The 19107-nt window shown below is 66.8% G+C and carries 18 protein-coding genes; 9 read left to right on the forward strand and 9 right to left on the reverse strand.

The window, feature by feature from the left end:
- Positions 1 to 4: 4 nt before the first annotated feature.
- Both ACOQPE_RS07615 and ACOQPE_RS07620 read right to left on the reverse strand, forming a co-directional pair.
- Positions 5 to 1375: an MFS transporter gene (locus tag ACOQPE_RS07615; RefSeq protein ID WP_420611218.1), complete on the reverse strand. Its 1371-nt coding sequence runs from the start codon at positions 1373 to 1375 to the stop codon at positions 5 to 7.
- Positions 1306 to 2523 (reverse strand): cytochrome P450, encoded by a 1218-nt coding sequence (locus ACOQPE_RS07620; protein ID WP_420611219.1) that lies wholly within the window; start codon positions 2521 to 2523, stop codon positions 1306 to 1308. The genes ACOQPE_RS07615 and ACOQPE_RS07620 overlap by 70 nt, the downstream gene beginning before the upstream one ends.
- Before the next feature lie 147 nt (positions 2524 to 2670).
- Here ACOQPE_RS07620 and ACOQPE_RS07625 point away from each other — a divergent pair, with 147 nt between their 5' ends.
- The 4 genes from ACOQPE_RS07625 (at position 2671) to ACOQPE_RS07640 (ending at position 6578) form a co-directional block, all read left to right on the forward strand.
- Positions 2671 to 3393 (forward strand): crotonase/enoyl-CoA hydratase family protein, encoded by a 723-nt coding sequence (locus tag ACOQPE_RS07625; protein WP_420611220.1) that lies wholly within the window; start codon positions 2671 to 2673, stop codon positions 3391 to 3393.
- 36 nt (positions 3394 to 3429) lie between these two features.
- Positions 3430 to 4449 (forward strand): zinc-binding dehydrogenase, encoded by a 1020-nt coding sequence (locus tag ACOQPE_RS07630; RefSeq protein ID WP_420611221.1) that lies wholly within the window; start codon positions 3430 to 3432, stop codon positions 4447 to 4449.
- Between the two features lie 11 nt (positions 4450 to 4460).
- A complete protein-coding gene (locus ACOQPE_RS07635; protein ID WP_420611222.1) occupies positions 4461 to 5342 on the forward strand; it encodes an amidohydrolase family protein in 882 nt (293 codons plus the stop codon).
- Positions 5343 to 5510: 168 nt separating this feature from the next.
- Entirely contained in the window at positions 5511 to 6578 is a 1068-nt protein-coding gene (locus tag ACOQPE_RS07640; RefSeq protein ID WP_420611223.1) for an LLM class flavin-dependent oxidoreductase, read from the forward strand.
- 11 nt (positions 6579 to 6589) lie between these two features.
- Here ACOQPE_RS07640 and ACOQPE_RS07645 read toward each other — a convergent pair whose 3' ends face one another.
- The 6 genes from ACOQPE_RS07645 to ACOQPE_RS07670 form a co-directional block, all read right to left on the reverse strand.
- Positions 6590 to 7414: an SDR family NAD(P)-dependent oxidoreductase gene (locus ACOQPE_RS07645; RefSeq protein ID WP_420611224.1), complete on the reverse strand. Its 825-nt coding sequence runs from the start codon at positions 7412 to 7414 to the stop codon at positions 6590 to 6592.
- 60 nt (positions 7415 to 7474) lie between these two features.
- Positions 7475 to 9202: a uracil-xanthine permease family protein gene (locus ACOQPE_RS07650; protein WP_420611225.1), complete on the reverse strand. Its 1728-nt coding sequence runs from the start codon at positions 9200 to 9202 to the stop codon at positions 7475 to 7477.
- A gap of 17 nt (positions 9203 to 9219) precedes the next feature.
- Entirely contained in the window at positions 9220 to 10293 is a 1074-nt protein-coding gene (locus ACOQPE_RS07655; RefSeq protein WP_420611226.1) for an alpha/beta hydrolase fold domain-containing protein, read from the reverse strand.
- A gap of 119 nt (positions 10294 to 10412) precedes the next feature.
- Positions 10413 to 12092, reverse strand: coding sequence for a SulP family inorganic anion transporter (locus ACOQPE_RS07660; protein WP_420611227.1), 1680 nt, complete (start codon positions 12090 to 12092; stop codon positions 10413 to 10415).
- Between the two features lie 80 nt (positions 12093 to 12172).
- Positions 12173 to 14374: an acetyl/propionyl/methylcrotonyl-CoA carboxylase subunit alpha gene (locus ACOQPE_RS07665; protein WP_420611228.1), complete on the reverse strand. Its 2202-nt coding sequence runs from the start codon at positions 14372 to 14374 to the stop codon at positions 12173 to 12175.
- A 12-nt stretch (positions 14375 to 14386) separates the two neighbouring features.
- Positions 14387 to 16012 (reverse strand): acyl-CoA carboxylase subunit beta, encoded by a 1626-nt coding sequence (locus ACOQPE_RS07670; protein ID WP_420611229.1) that lies wholly within the window; start codon positions 16010 to 16012, stop codon positions 14387 to 14389.
- A 219-nt stretch (positions 16013 to 16231) separates the two neighbouring features.
- Between ACOQPE_RS07670 and ACOQPE_RS07675 the strand changes: the two genes are divergently transcribed.
- Together ACOQPE_RS07675 and ACOQPE_RS07680 are read left to right on the forward strand one after the other, a co-directional pair.
- Positions 16232 to 16465, forward strand: a complete 234-nt coding sequence (locus tag ACOQPE_RS07675) for a hypothetical protein (protein ID WP_420611230.1) — start codon at positions 16232 to 16234, stop codon at positions 16463 to 16465.
- 5 nt (positions 16466 to 16470) lie between these two features.
- Positions 16471 to 16809, forward strand: a complete 339-nt coding sequence (locus tag ACOQPE_RS07680; RefSeq protein WP_420611231.1) for a hypothetical protein — start codon at positions 16471 to 16473, stop codon at positions 16807 to 16809.
- A gap of 209 nt (positions 16810 to 17018) precedes the next feature.
- Here ACOQPE_RS07680 and ACOQPE_RS07685 read toward each other — a convergent pair whose 3' ends face one another.
- Positions 17019 to 17276, reverse strand: a complete 258-nt coding sequence (locus tag ACOQPE_RS07685) for a hypothetical protein (protein ID WP_420611232.1) — start codon at positions 17274 to 17276, stop codon at positions 17019 to 17021.
- A gap of 36 nt (positions 17277 to 17312) precedes the next feature.
- Here ACOQPE_RS07685 and ACOQPE_RS07690 point away from each other — a divergent pair, with 36 nt between their 5' ends.
- From ACOQPE_RS07690 to ACOQPE_RS07700, 3 genes are all read left to right on the forward strand, one after another.
- Positions 17313 to 17735: a hypothetical protein gene (locus ACOQPE_RS07690; RefSeq protein WP_420610893.1), complete on the forward strand. Its 423-nt coding sequence runs from the start codon at positions 17313 to 17315 to the stop codon at positions 17733 to 17735.
- Positions 17736 to 18027: 292 nt separating this feature from the next.
- Positions 18028 to 18444, forward strand: a complete 417-nt coding sequence (locus ACOQPE_RS07695; RefSeq protein WP_420610894.1) for an IS5 family transposase — start codon at positions 18028 to 18030, stop codon at positions 18442 to 18444.
- A gap of 29 nt (positions 18445 to 18473) precedes the next feature.
- A complete protein-coding gene (locus ACOQPE_RS07700) occupies positions 18474 to 18911 on the forward strand; it encodes a transposase (RefSeq protein WP_420610895.1) in 438 nt (145 codons plus the stop codon).
- The last annotated feature ends 196 nt before the right edge of the window (positions 18912 to 19107 follow it).

Here is a 19107-nt window from a genome sequence, read left to right on the forward strand (position 1 = left end):
ACGCTCAGCTCAACGGCGCCGGCTGTGGCGCCACACCATCCCTGCGGCGCATCGTCGCCATGCAAAAGCATGCAGTGAGGGCCAGTGCAGCGATGACCCCATAGGTCGCGCTGAAGCTGCCCGTGCGGTCGGCGAGCCAGCCGCTCGCGGCGGGTCCGATGACCGACGCGGGGCCATAGAACATCGTCATCGAGCCGAGCACCGCGGCGAAGGTGCGGTCGGATACGTGATCGCTCACGAACGTCGCGGTGAGCGACGGGAATGAGAATGACGCTGCGCCGAAAACCACCACTGCGATGATGATCGCCGCGCCGGGCGCACGCGTCGTCAGGACCACGGCAGCACCGGAGCTCAAGGCCATGACCGTGGCCATGGTCAAGGGTCGCCCGATCCGATCGCTGAGCCGTCCAAAGGCCAGCGCTCCCACAATCGAACCCGCGCCCATCCACGAGAACATGAGCGTCGCGGCGGTGCGGCTGAATTCGTGATCGCCCTCCAGCGCTCGCCCCAAGAAGTTCGCGAACGAGGACGTCATGTAGGCGAATGCCATGTACGCCGCGACCGCGCGCTTCCACCCGTGAATCCGGAACAGTGCCCCGAAGCCGCCGGCACCGGCCACTCGCTCGGTGCGTCGAGCTCGGACGAAGACCGACAAGGCTGCAAGCAGCACTACCGACAGCGCAGCCTGGGCCACCCAGACGGGCCGCCAGATCGCATCGTCGGCCGCAATGCTGCGCAAGGCAGCGGTAGCGATGGGCACGCCGATGAGCGCGGCGCCCATGGTGGCGGTAAGCGTGCCCAGTGCGGCACCGCGCCGGCTCGCCGGCACACCTTCGCTGGCGATCACCGGTGCCGTGAGCCAGATGCCGCCGCCGCCGAGGCCGGCCAGTGCAGTCCCGATCACCACGGCTGCCGGGCCCGACGCCGTGCCGATCACCGCAAGGCCCACGGTGGAAGTGACGATGCCGGCGCGCAGCAGGGTGAACGGTTCGATTCGGCCGGCAGTGAATGTGACGATGATCACTCCGGTGAAGTAGGCGCCCATGTTGGCCGAGCCGAGCGCGCCGATGAGCGTGTCGCTGAGGTCGAGATCGTCTGCCATGGCGGGCACCAGCACCCCGACTGTGGCCCGGCCGAAGACATGTGACACCACTCCCGACAGCGCCACCAGCACGACCCGTCCCCAGCGGACGCGCTCGCGCCGGGTGCGCCCGACCTCGCTGGGTGCCGCTGCGCTAGATGCGGCCTGGCCCGAAGTGACCTTGAAAACGTCGGGCAGGCGGCCCATCTGCGCGGTGACGGGGTTCAGTGCCCCGGCGTGAACCTGATCGGCAGTGTCGATGGCCCCCAGATGCCGTTGGACACAGGTTTCCATTCCACGTCGCCGTCGAGACGCAAGTCCGGCATTCGCTTCGCGACGGCCTTGAGGGCCTCCTGCAGCTCGGCTCGTGCCAGGAATGCGCCGAGGCAGTAGTGGATGCCGCTGCCGAAGGTCATGTGCGGCGCACTCGACCGGCGCGTGATGTCGAAGCGCAGCGGCTGATCGAACTGCGTCTCGTCATGGTTGGCGGCGGTGAAGCTGGGGAAGATCAGCGTGCTGGCCGGGAACTCGATGTCGCGGTACACGAGATTCTCGCTGGCGTAGCGGGCGGTGCCTCGGATGGCGCCGAAGTGCCGCATGACTTCTTCGGCAGCCAGGGGAGCGAGCGACGGCTCGTCACGCAGCAGCCGGAGCTGGTCGGGGCAGCGGGCGAACAGCTCCACAGCGCAGGCGAGCTGATTGCGCGTGGTATCGGTGCCGGCGAGCAGTACGGCGTTGGCCAGCGACTGCATCTCCTCAGTGCTCAGCCGGTCGCCTTCCTCCTCCGCGGCGATGAGGTCCGAGAGCAGGTCATCGCGCGGTTCGGCGCGCCGCTCGGCAATGAGCTTGGACATGTAGGCGCCCATCTCGTCCTGCGCGGCCATGATCGTGTGCAGGTCGCGAGCCAGGTTGCCGTTGAACACCCGGAAGATGTCGGTGGCGAGGCGGCTGAACAGCTCCCAGTCGTCGCGAGGGGCGCCCAGCAGCTCGCAGATGATCGGAATGGGGTACGGCTCGCAGACCTCAGTGACGAAATCGCCGTGCCCGCGGGCACACAGCGGGTCGAGCAGCTCATCGATGACCTCAGCCATGAACGGGCGCAGCCGTTCGGCGGCCTTGGGAGTGAACGCCGGCCCGACGAGCCGGCGCAGTCGCTGGTGCTCGTCGCCCTCCATGCCCAGGATGTTCTGCCCGCTGCGGCGGTTCCACTCGGCGTCGTCGACGCCTTGCATCTGGGCGATGAGGCCGATGGCGCTGAACCAGCGCTTGTCGCGCAGCATGGCGGTCACGTCGGCGTGACGGGTGATGACGTAGCCCAGCGGCGTGCGGGCGATCCAGTTGCGCTCAGCGAGCCCGATCAGCGCCTCTCGCCTCTCGTCCTCGCCTTCATCGCCCCCGAGACCGACCTCAGGCATGTCGACATCGGCAACAAGTGTGGCCATGGCCGCACCCTAACCAGCCCGCCTGCGGCGCCGAACAGAAGCCCCACGAGATCGGGTCGAGGCCGACGCTGGTGGTCGATGCCGAGGATGCGGGGGGTGGGTACGAAGCTGAGCACAGCGCCGTTTGGCGGCCGTACCATTCGCCCGATGAGCGAGACAACAGACAACGGGAGCGGGACGGTTGCGGCAGAGCGGCACGGCGACGTTCTGCTGGTGCGCGTGGATGACGGCAAGGCCAATGCCTTCTCGGTGCCGATGCTTGCGGCGCTCGATGCCCAGATCGACATTGCCGAGGCAGACGATGAGATCGGGGCGGTGGTCATCGCCGGCAATGACCGGGCGTTCTTCGCGGGCTTCGATCTCAACGTGATCCGCGGCGGTGACCGTGCTGCGATCGGCGAGTTGGTCTCGGCGGGCGGCGCGATGGTGCGGCGCGCCTATGGCGCATCGGTGCCGGTGGTGGCGGCCTGCACCGGCCACGCGGTCGCCGCCGGCGCCTTGTTGCTGCTCGGCTGCGATCACCGCGTCGGACCCGATGCGCCGGTCAAGATCGGCTTGAACGAAGTGGCGATCGCGCTGACGCTGCCCGACTGGGCCATGACCATCTCCAAGGAACGGCTGTCGCGCCGTCACCTGCAGCGCTGCGTGGCCAACGCCCGCTTGCTCGACGGCAATGGAGCGGTCGAGGCCGGCTACCTGGACGAAGCCGTCAGCCCCGATGCCGTGGTGGATCGAGCGCTGGAGGTCGCCGCGGAGCTGTCGGAGACGCTGGATGCCGGTGCCTACGCCAGCACGGTGCGCGCGCTGCGCGGTGACGTTCTCGCGGCCATGGACGCTTCGGTTGAGCGGGATCGGGCTGCAGCGGCTTGAAACAGACATGACAGCCAGCAACATGGGGGCTCAGTGATGAAGGCAATCGTCTTCGACGAGCACGGCGATATCGACGTGCTGGCGTACCGCGACATCGACACGCCTGAACTGCAACCCGGCGAAGTCCGGGTAGCGGTGCGGGCCTGCTCGCTCAACTATCACGACGTCTTCACCCGTCGGGGCATGCCAGGCATCAAGGTGCCGCTGCCCGGCATTCCGGGCTGCGACGCCGCTGGGCAGGTCGCCGAGCTCGGACCCGACGTCGAAGGATGGGCGGCGGGCGACCGGGTGCTCGTGGACCCTGTGCGGTGGGACCGCGGCACCGGCAAGTTCTCCATGATCGGCGACACGCTGTGGGGTGCGTATGCCGAGTACGTCGTGGTGGCGGCAAGCCAGCTGATCCCGCTGCCCGATGACGTCTCCTACGAGGACGCTTCGTGCCTGCCGGTGGCGTACGGCACGGCACACCGGATGATGATCACCCGCGGCGAGGTCGGCCCCGATGACACGGTGCTGATCCTGGGCGCCAGCGGGGGCGTAGGCACCAGCGCGCTGCTGATCTCGAAGATGCGCGGCGCCAAGGTGATCGCCGCCGCAGGAACCGACGAGAAGTGCCAGCGCCTCGCCGACCTCGGTGCCGACGAGACCATCAACTACTCCGAGGTCGACATCGCCCGGTACTGCCGCGAGCAGACAGGCGGCCTGTTCGGCGGGGGCGGCTACGACGTGGTGGTCAACTTCACTGGCGGCGACACTTGGGCCCGCTCGCTGCGATGCGTGCGCCAGGGCGGGCGCGTGCTCACCTGCGGTGCCACGGCTGGTTACGACCCGCAGACCGATCTGCGGTTCATCTGGACGGCCGAGATGGACATCCGAGGCTCCAACGGCTGGCAGCGCAGCGATCTCGACGAGTTGCTGCGGATGGTGCAGACCCGCGAGCTGGTGCCGGTCATCGATTCGCTGGTGCCGCTGCCTGACGGCGTGGAAGCGCACCGGGCCATGGAGGAGCGTCGCTTCTTCGGCAAGATCGTCATCACCGCCGACGCGCCGGCCTGAGCATCGCTGCCGTGCCCGACGACGGGAGTCCCCCGGCCGACGGAGGCGACACCGATGACGTAGGCGTCATCGACTTCCGGTTCCGGCCGATCGGCGCTCGCAGCTGGACGCCCGAGACCACCTACCACTACCTCGAGCGAATGGGCCTCGAGCCGTGCCCCAGCTTCGAGACGCAGTCTCGCGACCTGATGTTCGCCGAGATGGACGAAGCCGGCATCGCGCTGGGCGTCATCGGCGTGCCGGGGCCGACCGGCATACGCGGGCTGGACCCCACCGGCTCCGCCGAGATCCGCCAGATCGTCTCGGAGCATCCGGATCGGTTCGTGGGGTTCGGCTCGGTCGAGCCCAGCGATGTCGAGGCCGCAGTGTCGGCCGTCGGCGAGCTGGCACGCCAGGGCATGCGCGGCGTCACCGTCGATCCGTCCACCGCCCAGATCAGCCGCCGGTTCGACGACCGCGAGCTCTACCCGATATATGAGGAGGCGCAGCGCCTCAGGCTGATCGTGTCCACCACCATGAGCTGCCTGCTCGGGCCGTACCAAGACGACTGCCGCCCCGAGTACGCCGACCACGTCGCCACCGACTTCCCCGGCTTGACCGTGTCGATCCAGCACGGCGGCTGGCCGTATGTGCGCGAGGCGCTGGGCGTGGCCTACAAGCAGCCCAACGTGGTGATCGTGCCCGGCCAGTACGTCCACTACGGCTTCCCCGGCTCCGAGGATTATGTGACCGCATTGGCCCGCCAGCTTCCCGACCAGATCCTGTTCGGCAGCGTCTATCCCAACTGCGGCCCGCTCACCGACCTGCGCCGCATCGTGGCCGGCTGGGAACTGCCGCCGCACATCGAGCGCAAGTACCTGCGCGACAACGCCGCGCGAGTGCTCGGCCTCTGAACGCGACGCGAGCCTCAGGACGCTCGCAATGCCGGACCGCAAGCCGGGAGACACGCCAGACTTGACCGACTCATGGATCGCATCCCGGGTGCCGCCGAATCTGACGACTGATCGCCTGTCGACAGATCCAGGGATCAGGAGAGCGGGGAACGGAAGTCAGGAGGTTTGATGACTCAAACGCTGGAGCTCATCACGGCCGTTCGTCCGCGTACGCGCCGCGCCGCGGAATTCGCGGCGATGGCGGAAGAAGCGGGCTGGCATGGCATCGGGTTTCTTGACAATCAGAATCTCTGCGGAGATGTGTATGTCTGTCTGGCGTTGGCGGCCGCAGCGACCGAGCGGATCCAGCTGAGCACCGATGTGACGAACCCGGTGACCCGTCACCCGGCCGTGACGGCCGGGGCGATCGCAAGCATTCAGGAGGTGTCAGGGGGGCGAGCGTCGCTGGGAATCGGCCGGGGCGACTCGGCGCTCGCGTTTGTGGGGCACGCACCCGCCTACACGAGGCTGCTGGAGAGCTACCTGAAGGCGCTGCAGACCTATCTGAGGGGGGACAGCGTGGCATTTGGCGAGCTGACACCTTGGTGGCGCGAGATGGCGCCACCCGTCGATGCAGTCCAAGTTGCAGACGCATCTGATGAGAGCCGACTCAGATGGATCGATTCACGGGACGAGAAAGTGCCCGTCTACGGCGCAGCGACCGGGCCGAGGGTGATCGGGACCGTGGCGAAACACGCCGACATCGTCATGTTCGCCCTCGGGGCAGACATCGAGCGACTGAGATGGGGATTGCAGCAGGCCCGAGCCGCGCGTCGCGAGGCAGGCCTGGACCCGGACGGCGTGCGCTATGGCGCATACCTGAATGTCGTCTGCCACGCGGAGTCCGAGTCTGCTCCCGACACGATCCCGTTCTTGGACACGTTCGTGCGCTTCTCGACGTTGCACGGCAAGACACACGGTCCGGCCACGAAGGCGGCGAAGGAGCTCTTTGCGAGTGCGCACGAGGGGTACCGAATGTGGGACCGCGGCCCATCGCTCGACGTGTCCGCGGAATTCGTAGACCGGTTCGCGATCGTCGGGCCGCCGGACACGTGCATCCGGCGAATCCAAGAAATCGTCGACTTGGGAATCGACAGGATCGTGGTGATGGGTCCCACCGTGGACGACACCGACGATGCCCCGAAGCGGTATGCGGAACTGATGGTCCGCGAAGTGCTGCCCGCGTTGGCGAACTGAGGCCTCGTCGTTCAGGTCAGGCCGGCGGTGGCGTCGAGTTTGCCGCCATCAGGTACGGAGGGAACGCCCAAGATGGAGGCGGCCATCCAGCCTCCGCCGACCGCCAGGGTGGTGCCGGTGACGTAGCTCGCCAAGTCCGAGACCAGGAACAGGGCCGCTTTGGCGACTTCGTCGACCGTTCCGAGGCGCTTGGTCGGGATCAGGCCCTCGCGCGTCCTCTCCTGCCGCTCGGGTGTGGCAGGGATACGCGGCGTGGCGATGCTCCCGGGCGCTATCGCATTGACGCGGATGTGGTGCGGTGCCCATTCGACGGCCATCGATCGCACCAAGTTCACGAGACCGGCCTTCGCCACGCCGTAGGAGGCGTGATTGGGAGCGGATTGCAGCCCGGCTACCGACGAGACGCACGTCATCGCGCCGGGCGTACCGCGGGCGATCATCGAGCGGGCCGCTTCACGCGCGATGAGGAAGAAATAGCGCAGGTTGAAGTGCTGGTCGCGGTCCCACTGCTCGGGCTTCATGTCGACGAGCGGGGCGAAGGATGCTTGGCCGACGGTCGCCACCAGGACGTCGAGTCCTCCGAGCGCGGCCTCGGCCCGCTCGACAATTCGGGGCACCTGATCATCGTCGAGCACGTCGCCGACTATCGGCGCGCTGGGCTGGCCCATGTCGGCGACCTCGGCGGCGACCCGCTCGGCGCTCCCGCCCTTGATGTCGGCAACGGCGACACCGCAGCCGACTTGCGCCAGGAGCCTCGCGGTGGCTTCGCCCATGCCTTGCCCCCCGCCGACCACCAACGCATTCTTGCCTTCGAGCTGAAAGAGCGATGTGTCCATGGCGTTTTTCCTGTCCGTCTCACATAAATCGGCCGATAGCTGCAACCCTACGGTCCGCCGCTATCTGCGCTCGACTTCGACAGTGATGATGTCGATGCCCGAGTACTGCCGGTGGCGCACTGTCGAGGCGAAGTGGCTCAGAAGGCGCAGCGAGAAGGCCCCCTCGTGAGATGCCTCGGATCGTTCGCTCAGGAAGGTCAGCCGGTCTTCGAGATTCTCTGCATCCAGCGACGCTCGCAGCTCCAGTTCGATCTTGGCCGGTGCAGGCTGCGCGATGACAACGAGGCGGGGCTGAGACTCCTCCTCGCTGGCTTCGATGAGGCTCAGCAGTGATTCCTCCCCGACGAGGCGCAGCCGATTCGCCGACGCTTCGTTCCAGCCGACGCTGGCGGCAACCTCCGACAGGAAGCCGTCGACCTCCCGCAGCGCCTCCGCCTTGAGCTCGGCTTCGAGCCTGCTGCGCTTGCGACTGCTCAGCTCGATGTACGCGGTCAGCAAGAGCGCTGTCAGCGTGCCGAGGATCATGCCGTTGCCGAGCAACGCCCCCCAAGCACCCCCGATGATCGACTCCATCAGATTGTTGCCGTGCAGGCTGGCGCCGATGCCGATGGAGACGCCCACGATCACAGCCTTCTGCGGTGCGATGCCGTCTTGGAACACCAAGCGGAGGCCCTCCACGAACAGCAGGCCCATGAAGAAGATCAGGTAGCCCGAGGTCACGGCATGGGGAATGGACAGCAACGCAGCCACGAACTTCGGCAGCATCGCCAAGGCCACGAAGATGGCGCCGATGCTGTAGCCCACCCGACGTGCCGCGACGCCGGTCAGGGAAGCGAACGAGATCGAGGTGGCGTCCATCGTGCCCACCGGGAGCGTGCCCGCCAACCCGCCTGCGAGCGAGCCGACGCCGATGGCGTTGACCGTGCCCCGCACCAATCGGTAGTCGGGAGTGGTGGGTTGGCGCCACGAGACACGTTGAAGCACCACGCTGGTCGTCATCGTCTTGATGACACTGGCCAACGAGACGACGAGAAACATCGGCAGCAGTGTCCAGAAATCGACGCCCGGCGTCAGATCGAGTCCTGGCATGTCCGGGCGCGGCAGTGCGATCCAAGCGGCGTCGCGCACACCTTCGAGGTCGAACAGGCCGAAGAGGGCGGCGATGACGCATGCCACGATGACCGCGAGGACCGGCGACCAGAGCCGGAGCCGGCCCCGGGCACGCATCGCGACCGCCGCAGCGCTCAGGATGGTGATGAGCGCCACCGCAGGTTCCGCAGCCGCCGTCACACCCTCGGACGATCCATCGAGCCGATCCACCGCGACCTGCATGACGCCGATCGCAATCAGCATCAGGACAACGCCCGAGACGACCGGCGTGATGATTCGGCTCAGCCGGTGGAGCCAGCGCGCCAGCACGATGTGGCACAGGGCCGAAGCAACGACGAGTGACGCGAACGTCTGGGGCCCAGCACGATTCACAGCGAGGATCGAGACCGCCAGAAAGGCGGTCGAGCTGATGATGAGCAGGTTGTGCCCGCCGCCGACAGGGCCGAGGCGAGCTGCTGACAGCACGCTCGTCATGCCGCATACCAGGATCGCAGCGACCACCGCCCACGTCGCCTGACGCTGGCTCAGATTTGCTGCCTGCACGAAGAGCGACATGCCCAGCACCGTTGGCGCCAATGCGAGCACCACACCCTGGATGCCCATTCCCAGCGACAGCGCAATGGAGCACTTCTCGTCCGGTTCGTAGGTGATGCCCTCGCCCGGCGCTGCTGCGGACACGGAGATCGAGTCGCCCGCTACATGGAGTAGGCGAAGTCGCGCAGGGCTGCGGCGGTGGCGGCGTAGACATCGGGGATGGCGCCGCGGAAGATCACGTCGCCTGCGTGGCAGGTGCCGTTGACCGTGCGCGACTGGGCTGCATTGCCGGCCGCCAGCAGCTTGCGGTAGTAGGCGAGCCCCTCGTCGCGCAGTGGGTCGAGCTCGTTCACCGAGATGACATGCGGCGGCAGCCCGGTCAAGTCCTGCTCGGAGGCATGCAGCGGCCACGCCAAGGGGTTGTTGTCGCTGGCGCCAGTCGGGTCGTACAGCCGCATGATCGCGCCCATGTTGGCCACGTCCAGGAAGTACTGGTCGTTCTCGATCAGCGACGGCAGGTCGGCGGGCGGGTCGCTGTAGGCGCCGGAGATGTACGGGCACTGCGCGAACACGCCGTCGATGATGTCGAGGCAACCGTCGTGTTTGGCCTTCAATGTGGTCGCGAGGGTGAGGTTGCCGCCGCCGGACTCGCCCGAGACGGTGATGGTGCTGATGCCCAGGGCCTCCTTGTTGGTGGCCACCCACTGCAAGCCCGACATACAGTCGTTCAGCCCGGCGGGAAAGGGGTGACGGCCCAGTGCCCCGCTGGCGTTGCGAAACTCCACGCCCACGGCCACTAGGCCCAGTGCGGCGAGTTCGTCACGCCAGCGCACGTACGACTTGCCCGATGCCTTGAGCAGCACCATGCCGCCGCCATGGATGTGGTACACGCACGGCAGCGGGCCGTCGGCATCGGCCGGTGCATGGATGTACAGAGCGATGTCGTTGCCGTCGATGCCGCTGATCACTTCAGTGCGCGACGACACGCCTTCGACGGGCGGCAGGGTGTCGTACAGCGCGTCGAAGAGCGTCTCATACATGGGCTCGGCGGCGTCCACGTACGCGTGCATCTCGTCGAGCGATGAGCTGGCAGTGACCGGCGTGGGGGGCGACTCGTCGGCGATGCCCATGGGTTCCATCACCGCCACCATCCGGCGGTCGGCTCTGGGATCGGTCGCCAGCGTCATCGTCGGATCGCCCAGCCGTCCGGGACGATGTACTGCTGCAGTGCTCATGGGAGATCCCCTGTTCGCCCGGCGGCCCCGTGCCCCCGGGATGTGGCGATGAGAGTAGCCCCGTCCAGTGACGCCCCGGTTGTGCCGTGCAGGGCAGGCCGACCGGCGCGTCGGTGTGTCTAGAGATCTGACGAGTCAGGACCGGTCAAGCGACGGGAGGGAGGGGGACCGCCTTCGGATTTGTCGACGAGCAGGCGCCGGGCAATGTCCTGAGCTTCGTCGAGCGAGCCGACCATGTGCTCGGACGGGATGCGGCGGAGAGCGTTGAGAGACTCGAGAGTGGCGGAGGGCGCACCGTCGAGGTTGAGGACTATGCACGTTGCATCGCCGTCTGCGGCGGTGTCGATGAGCTGCTCGATGACGAGCGCGGCGCTGTCGTCGATGTACTCGGTCTCGGAGAAGTCCACGATGACGACCTCGTGGCCGACGATGTCGTCGCCGATGGTGCGGATGAGCTTGCTGGACGAGGCCACGGTGAAGCTGCCGCGCAGTTTGACGATGCCGGTGCGCGCGGAATACGGGCTGATGCCGTGCGACTCCGCGCTGTGCTCGTACAGGAAGATCTGGTCGAGCAGAGGCACCGAGACGACGCTGTCGAGCTGGAGTCGTTCGAACTGGCGAGCTCCGATCATGCCGGCCACGATCAGCCCCACGGCGACGGCAGTGACCAAGTCGACGAAGACTGTGATCCCGAGCGTGGTGAGCATGATCAGCAGGTGCTCGCGCTGCACTCGCCGGAGCCGCGCCAAGAACCGCCAGTCGATGAGCTGCCAGCCGATCACGGCGAGCATGCCTGCCAATGCAGCGTGGGGCACGTAGGCGAGCAGCGGTGCCAGGCCGAGAATCAGCACCAAGAGCGTCAGCGAGCGGACGACGGGTGAGATCGGTGTACGGGCTCCCATCCGCCACGCCAGAATCGACGAGACGAATGTCAGATTCCCCGGCAATCCACCGATCAATCCGGCGGCCACGTTGCCGATGCCGGTGCCCAGCAGCCCCTTGTCTGGGTCGAGCTGCGTGCGGGTCTGCGCATCCACCGCCAAAGCGGCCAGCAGCCCGCGCACGGTGCTGAGCAGCGCAATGGTCAAGGCCGGCACGACGGCGCTAGCGAGGAATCCCAGCGAGAGATTTGGGCGCTGCAACTCGGGCAGAGCGCGAGAGATGCCCTCGAGCGTCGGCACGTCGCTCAGCCACAACACACTGAGCAGGGTCCCGGCCAGCAGCGCCGCGACCATGGCGGGCAGCAGCTTGCGCAGCCGCTGAGGCCATAGCAGCGAGACGCCCAGTGCCGCCAGCCCGATGACCAGCGCGCCTGAGTTGAACGAATCGAATGCGTCGGGCCAGCCTTGGATCGCATTCACGGGCTTGGTGATCTTGACCGGATCGCCCAAGAAGGCGTTGACCATCGAGAGCACAATCATCACGCCGATTCCCGACGTGAATCCAGCGATCACCGAATACGGGGTGTAGGTGACGTAGCTGCCGATGCGCAGGATGCTCAACAAGAGCTGGATGACGCCGGCGAGCATCGCGATCGTGAATGCCTCAGCGGCCGTGTCGGCATGGGTCGCGACCACGGACGCCATTGCAACGGCCAGGACGCTGCTGACTGATCCCATCTGGGGTCGAGACCGCTCGAAGACGCCGATGAAGAAGCCCACTGCCGCGGCGCCGTAGATGCCGCTCGCGGCCCCGAGTCCCGATACCACGCCGAACGTTGCAGCGGGCGTGATGGAGATAGCCGCCGCGGTCACGCCGCCCGCGACATCACCTCGCAGCGTCTGCAGGTCGTAGCGCATAGCGGAGCTCCCGCCCCCCGGTCGGACGCCGAACTGTACGACGCTGTTGCACCGTGGTCATCGGCACCGTTGTCAGATCGCTAGCTGTCTGCCGTGATCACGACCAGCAGCTCGCCGTTGTCGACTTGGTCGCCGACCGCAGCCCGCACTTCGCTCACCTCACCGTCTGCTGGTGCGGTGATCTGGTGCTCCATCTTCATGGCCTCCATCACCACGAGCACCTGGCCTGAGGTCACCCGGTCGCCGGGCTGCACGTCGACCATCAGCACCTTGCCCGGCATCGGAGCGACCAATCCCCCTTCGACAGCCTCGGCATCGGGATCGGGGAACCGGGACCGTTCCCGCAGGGTCGCCGAACCCGTGAGCGGGCCCGTCACGTACCAGTTGTGGCCGCGCCTGCTGACCTGCCAGGTGCCCCGCATGCTGCCCGTCTCGACATCGAGCTCCGCGTCGAACTCCTCAGCGGGCGGTGCGTCGGTCACCCCGCCGCCAGCGTCGGTTCGGATGTGGTCGTCGGCGATGGCGTGGATCTGGATCGAGTGGGGCCGAACGACGAACTCGCTGGCCTCTGGCAGATCGCCGTCGTCGCTGTCGCGACTGCCGTCGTCGTCCGGTGGCGCTTCGCTGTCGTCGGGAGGGGCGTACGGCGCGTCCGCTCGCAGCGGGGCGACTCGAAGCCGGTAGCTGCCGTCTCGCTGCCGCCGGTAGGTCACGCTCACATCCACATCGCCTGCGGATGGATCGAGCGCTGTCAGCGGCAGCACCTCGTCGGGCATCACGCTGTTGCGGTAACCGGAGCTCATGAAGCTCAGCGCGGTCGCCCGAGACCGATTACGGGCCTGCGAGACCAGCGCCACCGCCGATGCCGCCGCGTGAAGGAACTGGCCTCGGTACGGCGGCGAGTCGCTCGCGAGCCCGGTTCGCGCGATGAAATCCGTCGTGGTGTCGCCGGCGAGGAACTCGTCGCTGCGCAGCACGGTGCAGAGGAAGTCTCGATTCGTGACGACGCCGCCCAATCGTGTGCGGTCGAGCGCCGATGCCAGTCCGAGCGCGGCCTCTGTGCGCGTCGGCGCCGCCATGACCACCTTGGCCAGCATCGGGTCGAACTCGGTGCCGACCACCGACCCCACCTCGATGCCGGAATCGAAACGTGCCTGCGGATCGCGCGCTGGCGCCCACAATTCGATCGTGCCGGTGGCGGGCAGGAATCCGCTGGCGGGATCCTCCGCGTACAGGCGGGCCTCGGTGGCATGCCCGCGGATGGTCAGGTCGTCTTGGCCGTAGCCCAGCGGTTCGCCGGCCGCGATGCGGATCTGCTCCCGGACCAGATCGAGGCCCGTGATCTCCTCGGTGACCGGATGCTCGACCTGCAGGCGGGTGTTGACCTCGAGGAACCAGAACTCGGCGTCGTCGCCGCTGCCCTCGAGCAGGAACTCGACGGTGCCGGCCGAGTGGTAGCCGATGGTGCGAACGGCCGCGACGGCTGCGGCGCCCATGCGGTCGCGCAGCGCAGGTGTCACGGCGGGCGACGGTGCCTCCTCGATGACCTTCTGATGGCGCCGCTGGATGGAGCATTCCCGCTCGAAACAGTGCACCAGGTTGCCGTGGGTGTCACCGAGCACCTGGATCTCCACGTGGCGCGGCGCAGGCAGGTAGCGCTCCAAGAACACCGTGTCGTCGCCGAATGCGCCGACGGCCTCGCGCCGGGCAGCGGCAACGGCGTCGGCGAGGGCGTCGGCGGAATCGACGATGCGCATTCCCTTGCCGCCGCCGCCCGCCGATGCCTTGACCAGCAGGGGGTAGCCGACGTCGGTGCCGGCAGCAGCCAGGTCATCGCCGGACATCGAATCAGCCACTGGCACCGACGGCAGCGTTGGCACACCGGCAGCGATCATCGATTCCTTGGCGGCCAGCTTGTCGCCCATGGCCGCAATCGCCGCCGGCGCAGGCCCCACCCAGACCAGCCCGGCGTCGATCACTGCTTGGGCGAAGTCGGCGTTCTCCGACAGGAAGCCGTAGCCCGGATGCACGGCATCGGCAGCGCTGGCAGTGGCCGCCGCGATCACCTTGTCGATGGACAGGTACGAGTCGGTCGCCGTGCGGTCGCCGAGCGGCACGGACAGGTCCGCGTCGGTCACGAAGGGTGCCTCAGCGTCACCGTCGGCATAGACGGCAACGGTGGAGATGCCCATCGAATGTGCGGTGCGGAACACCCGCCGGGCGATCTCGCCGCGGTTGGCCACGAGCAGGCGCCGGATCGGTCGAAGCTCAGAATCAGTCATACCCAGCCGCCCTTACATCCGGAAGACGCCGAAGCCATCGGCGCCTTTCACCACGTTGTTGTGGCATGCAGACAGCGACATCGCGATCACGTCACGGGTGTCGCGGGGGTCGATGACACCGTCATCGGTGACGCGCCCACTGGCGTAGGGGGCCAGCGATTTCAGCTCGTGATAGTGCTCCACCTGCTCGGTGATCTTGCGGTCGGCATCCTCGTCGAACTCGATGCCGCGACGCATCGCCTGGCCCCGCCGCACGATCGACATGACGCCTGCGATCTGCTTGGGCCCCATGATGGCGATCTTGGCGGTGGGCCACAGGTAGGTGAAGCGGGTGTTGAACGCCCGACCCGACATGCCGTAGTTCCCCGCGCCGTAGCTGTTGCCCAGGATGACGGTGATATGCGGGACCATCGAGTTGGACACGGCGTTGATCATTTTCGAGCCGTTCTTGACGATGCCGCCCTGCTCGAAGTCTTTGCCGACCATGTAGCCGGTGATGTTCTGCAGGAACACCAGCGGAATGTCCTGCTGGTTGCAGAGCTGGATGAATTGCGTGGCCTTCTCGGAGCTGTCGCTGAACAGCGGGCCGTTGTTGCCCAGGATCCCCACGGGGAAGCCGTGCACGGAGGCCCAGCCGCAGATGAGCGTGGTGCCGTAGCGGGCCTTGAACTCCTCGAAGCGGGAGCCGTCGGCGATGCGGGCGATCACCTCGCGGCAGTCGATCATCGCCTGCAAGTCCCGCGGCATCAGCCCGAGCAGCTCCTCGGGATCGTGCACCGGGGGATCGGCCGGCATGGTGGGCCCGGGACCCAGCTTGCGCCAGTTGAGATGCGCCACCACCTCGCGGCAGATGCGCAGCGCGTCGGCTTCGTCCTCGGCCAGGTAGTCGGCGAGGCCCGAGATCTCGGCGTGCATCTGCGCCCCGCCGAGCGTTTCGTCGTCGGAGTCCTCGCCGGTGGCCATCTTCACCAGCGGCGGCCCGCCCAGGAAGACCTTGGACTGGTTGCGGATGAAGATGTTGTAGTCGCTCATGCCGGGCTGGTAGGCGCCCCCGGCGGTGGAGCTGCCGAACACCACCGAGATCGAGGGGATCTTCATCTTCGACAGCTCGGTGACGTCATAGAAAAGCCGGCCGGATTCGGCGAAGTGGCTCTCCTGCTCGAGCATCTGGCGCTCAGGGTCGTCGTCGCCGCGCAGGTCGCCGCCCGCCGACTCCACGAACTGGATGTAGGGCATGCGGTTGTCGCGGCAGATCTCGATGGCCCGCATGATCTTGCGGCCCGCAAACACCGTGATGGCCCCGCCCAGCACGGTGGGATCGTTGCCCTCGATCATGCACTCGACGCCGTTCACGACGCCGATGCCCATCACCAATCCGCCGCCGACGGCGTAGTTCGAGCAGTAGCCGGCCAGCGAGCTGATCTCGAAGAACGGCGAGTCGCGGTCGAGCACCATGGCGATGCGTTCGCGCACCGGCATCTTGTCGCGGCTGCGCATGCGTGCCATAGCCCGAGGCCCGCCGCCGGCCGCAGCCTGCTGCTGCAGCTCGTCGAGCTCTGTGAGCTGCTCGCGCATGTCGTCGCAGTTCTTCGTGAACCACTCAGCGGAGGTGTCGATGTGGGATCGCAGTACCGGCATGTGACTCCCGCAGGCTCGCAGCGCTCCCGCCTGTGCCCCGCCCTCAGGCCAGCCGCAGACACGAACCCCCGAAGTCTGCTTGACGCGTCCGCCGATTGCTCAGTTGGGCTCTGAGTGGGACACGCCAATAGCCTCCCGGCCGTGTGCATCAGGCTGTAGGGCCTCTGTCGTAAGCGGCCAGCGGCGCCCGGTCTCGACCGGCGCACCTACACTTCCGTGGTGGATCCGGTCGTTCGGCACAGCGCGCGACGGCACGGCATCAGCGACGAGGACATGCTTCACGCCTACCGCAACCCCATGCGTGCGTTCCGTGACGAGGACGACGAGAACTTCATCATGTACATCGGCGGTGACCGGAGCGGTCAACCACTCGAAGTCGGCGTTGTTGCCGACGAGAACGGCGGCGAGACGGTCGTCCACGCTATGCCGGCGCGACCTCGCTATCTGGAGTAGGACCCATGGGCTGGACGTCTGAGGACATCGAGGAGCGAGCTGACGAGCTGGCCGATTGGTTCGAGAACGAGTTCCCGGAGCGGGCTCGCGAGGTGCCAGTGGCAGAGCTGCTTCTCGAGCGCGCAGCACGCGCCCGTGCGCAATGCGAGCAGGCGGTGGCCGATGCCGTGCGCTCGGCGCTCGATGCCGGAGTGCCGTGGTCTCGCGTCGGCGCGATTCTTGGCATCGACGCTCTCGATGCGCGCCGCACCTACGGGCTCGGAACCGCGGAAGACTCGGTTGGCGTTCCCGCAGGATTGGAAGTCTCCCGGGACGACAACTCCGGCGTGGCGATCGACCTGTAGCGCAGAGTCGCAGCCCGCTCGGCCTTGGCGGCACAGGGATGACGGCTCGACGATGACGGCTTGACGTCCCTCAGCGGTGAGGTAACCGCCGCCGCCGGGACTTATCCGCTGGTCAGCTCAGGGTCGCCGAAGCCGATGGCCGCCTCTGCCCAGACCTCGTCGGTGATGGCCTTGAGCAGTTGCGCGCGCTGCCATCCGATTCGGTCTGGCTATGGAGCGATCGGATCGACTTGGAGTTCCTTGCATCCGTCGAGGTACACGTCGATCGAGCGTCGGAATTCACGTTTGAGGCTGACGGGTTCAGCGGCTTCAGCATTAGCGACGGGGTAGGAGCCGCTGTTGACCACGCGCGCATGCAGCAGTCCCGTCTCTTCGTCGCATGAGACTTCGCCGATGTAACCCTTGTATTCGAGCACCAAGCGGTCTGGCGGCGGTGCGTCGAGCGGCTGAACATGCCGACGATCCATCTCGGCAACCTAGGCCGTGTTGACAAAAGGTGAGTTGTGATTGTTCAACTGGGCGCGTTGGCTGCGGTGCTGAGCTTCGCGATGTTGTCGTGGCCTCGCTTGAAGTGGCAGGTGTCGGTTCGGTTGGCTGTGCAGCTTGGCCGTAACGACTTGTTGTCGATGGTCGGGCTTCACCGTCCTACGCGTTTCGGCTGGTGGTGGATCGGAGCGAGACGACGGCTGATCGATCCTGACCATCGCCGCAGCGCTAACAGCGTGCGTTACGGCTGCCGGATCATTCGCTTGGAGAACGGTGTTCGCTGGCTGGCCTCGGTCCCTCGTGTGAAGGGTGTTCCCGCTGGTGACGACAAGCGGGCGTACGAGATGATCGAGCGCCAAGTGAAGCGCAGTCTGCGTCGGCGGCTCATGCGTCGGACCAAGCGTGTGCGGCGGCTGATGGACGCTGCCACTGCGCGATGAGCGCGCCGGAACGTGTGTCGTCGGTGGTTGCTTGACAGGCTGCGCTATTCTGGCTGCGCCGGAGTCCGGCGCTTGCGCCGACTTGTGATCGCAGCCCCCGTGGCCATCCTGACGGGGGCTGCGTCGCGCTTCAGATGGCCTCTGTCGGGGTGCTGGATGAGGCAGAATTGAAGCACGTAATGGATGTCCCTGCGGACTCCGGCAGAGCAGGCAGGGCAGGATGGAAGGAGCCAGTGATGGCTCGATTGTGCAGATATGGACGTGACCCCGCCGAGTCGGTGGAGGTTGCGCTGTGACGGCAGAGAAACGGCTCAGCGATGAGCAATGGCAGCAGATAGCGCCGCTGCTGCCTTCGGCTTCGGGCCATCACGGTCGCCCCTATTGCGACGACCACCGAAGGACCGTGGAGGGCATCTTGTGGATCGCCTACTCGGGCGCTCAGTGGCGGTTGCTGCCCAAGGAGTTCGGGAAGTGGCAGACCGTGTATCGGCGGTTCCGCCGCTGGGCTGAGCGCGGCGTGTTCTCACAGGTGCTGGCGGCGAGCGCGGACAGCCTGGATCTGTCGATCTCGCAGGTGGACGGCACGTTCATCAAGGTGCATCAGGACGCTGCCGGCGCGAGAAAAAGCGAAGGCCCCCCGCTGAGTCCCGACGAATTCAGGCCATCGGGTCCACAGCGGGGGGCCATACTTCCAAGCTCATCGCGCTGACCGACTGTGCAGGCCGCTTCGCGCGATTGATGCTCACAGCAGGGAACACCAACGAGAGTCGAGTGTTCGGCTCTGTAATCGAAGACGCCCCCTCAGGTGTCGGCAAGGTCATTGCTGACAAGGCATACGATAGCTACACGCTGCGCGACGACCTGACCGAGCAGGGCATCGAGCCGGTGATACCGCCCCGCAGCAGCAACACCCGTCCGGTGATCTTCGATCCCGGCCTCTACAAGGCCCGCCACGCCGTCGAGAATGCCTTCGCTGACCTGAAGCGGTTCCGGGGGATCGCCATGCGGTCACACAAGCTCGCCGTCACGTTCCTCGAATTGGCGTCGCTGGCCGCGTGGTACGTGTCCACCACCCCAGGGCACCGCAAGACCTCGCCGCACGTCAAGCCCGACAGCACCGGCACGCCCACAGTGGGCGACAAGCCCCGCCAAGGACGGTTCTGGCAACGAGAATGAGCGCCCCAGCCAAGAAGGGCTGGGGCCATCCCGACCAGCGTCAGCCAGTAGTCAGGGCGACTTGATAGGTCATCAGCGCAGCAAGCAGAAAGCCGATGCTGGCAGCGATACCGAATACACGAGCCATATTCCTCACCTCCCGACTTCGGCCTGACCCGGCCTCTCGATGGGATATGGGAACGCTCAGTCTGATGGT

Source organism: Candidatus Poriferisodalis sp. (genome assembly GCF_965219595.1).
In the GTDB taxonomy this organism is placed as follows: domain Bacteria; phylum Actinomycetota; class Acidimicrobiia; order Acidimicrobiales; family Poriferisodalaceae; genus Poriferisodalis.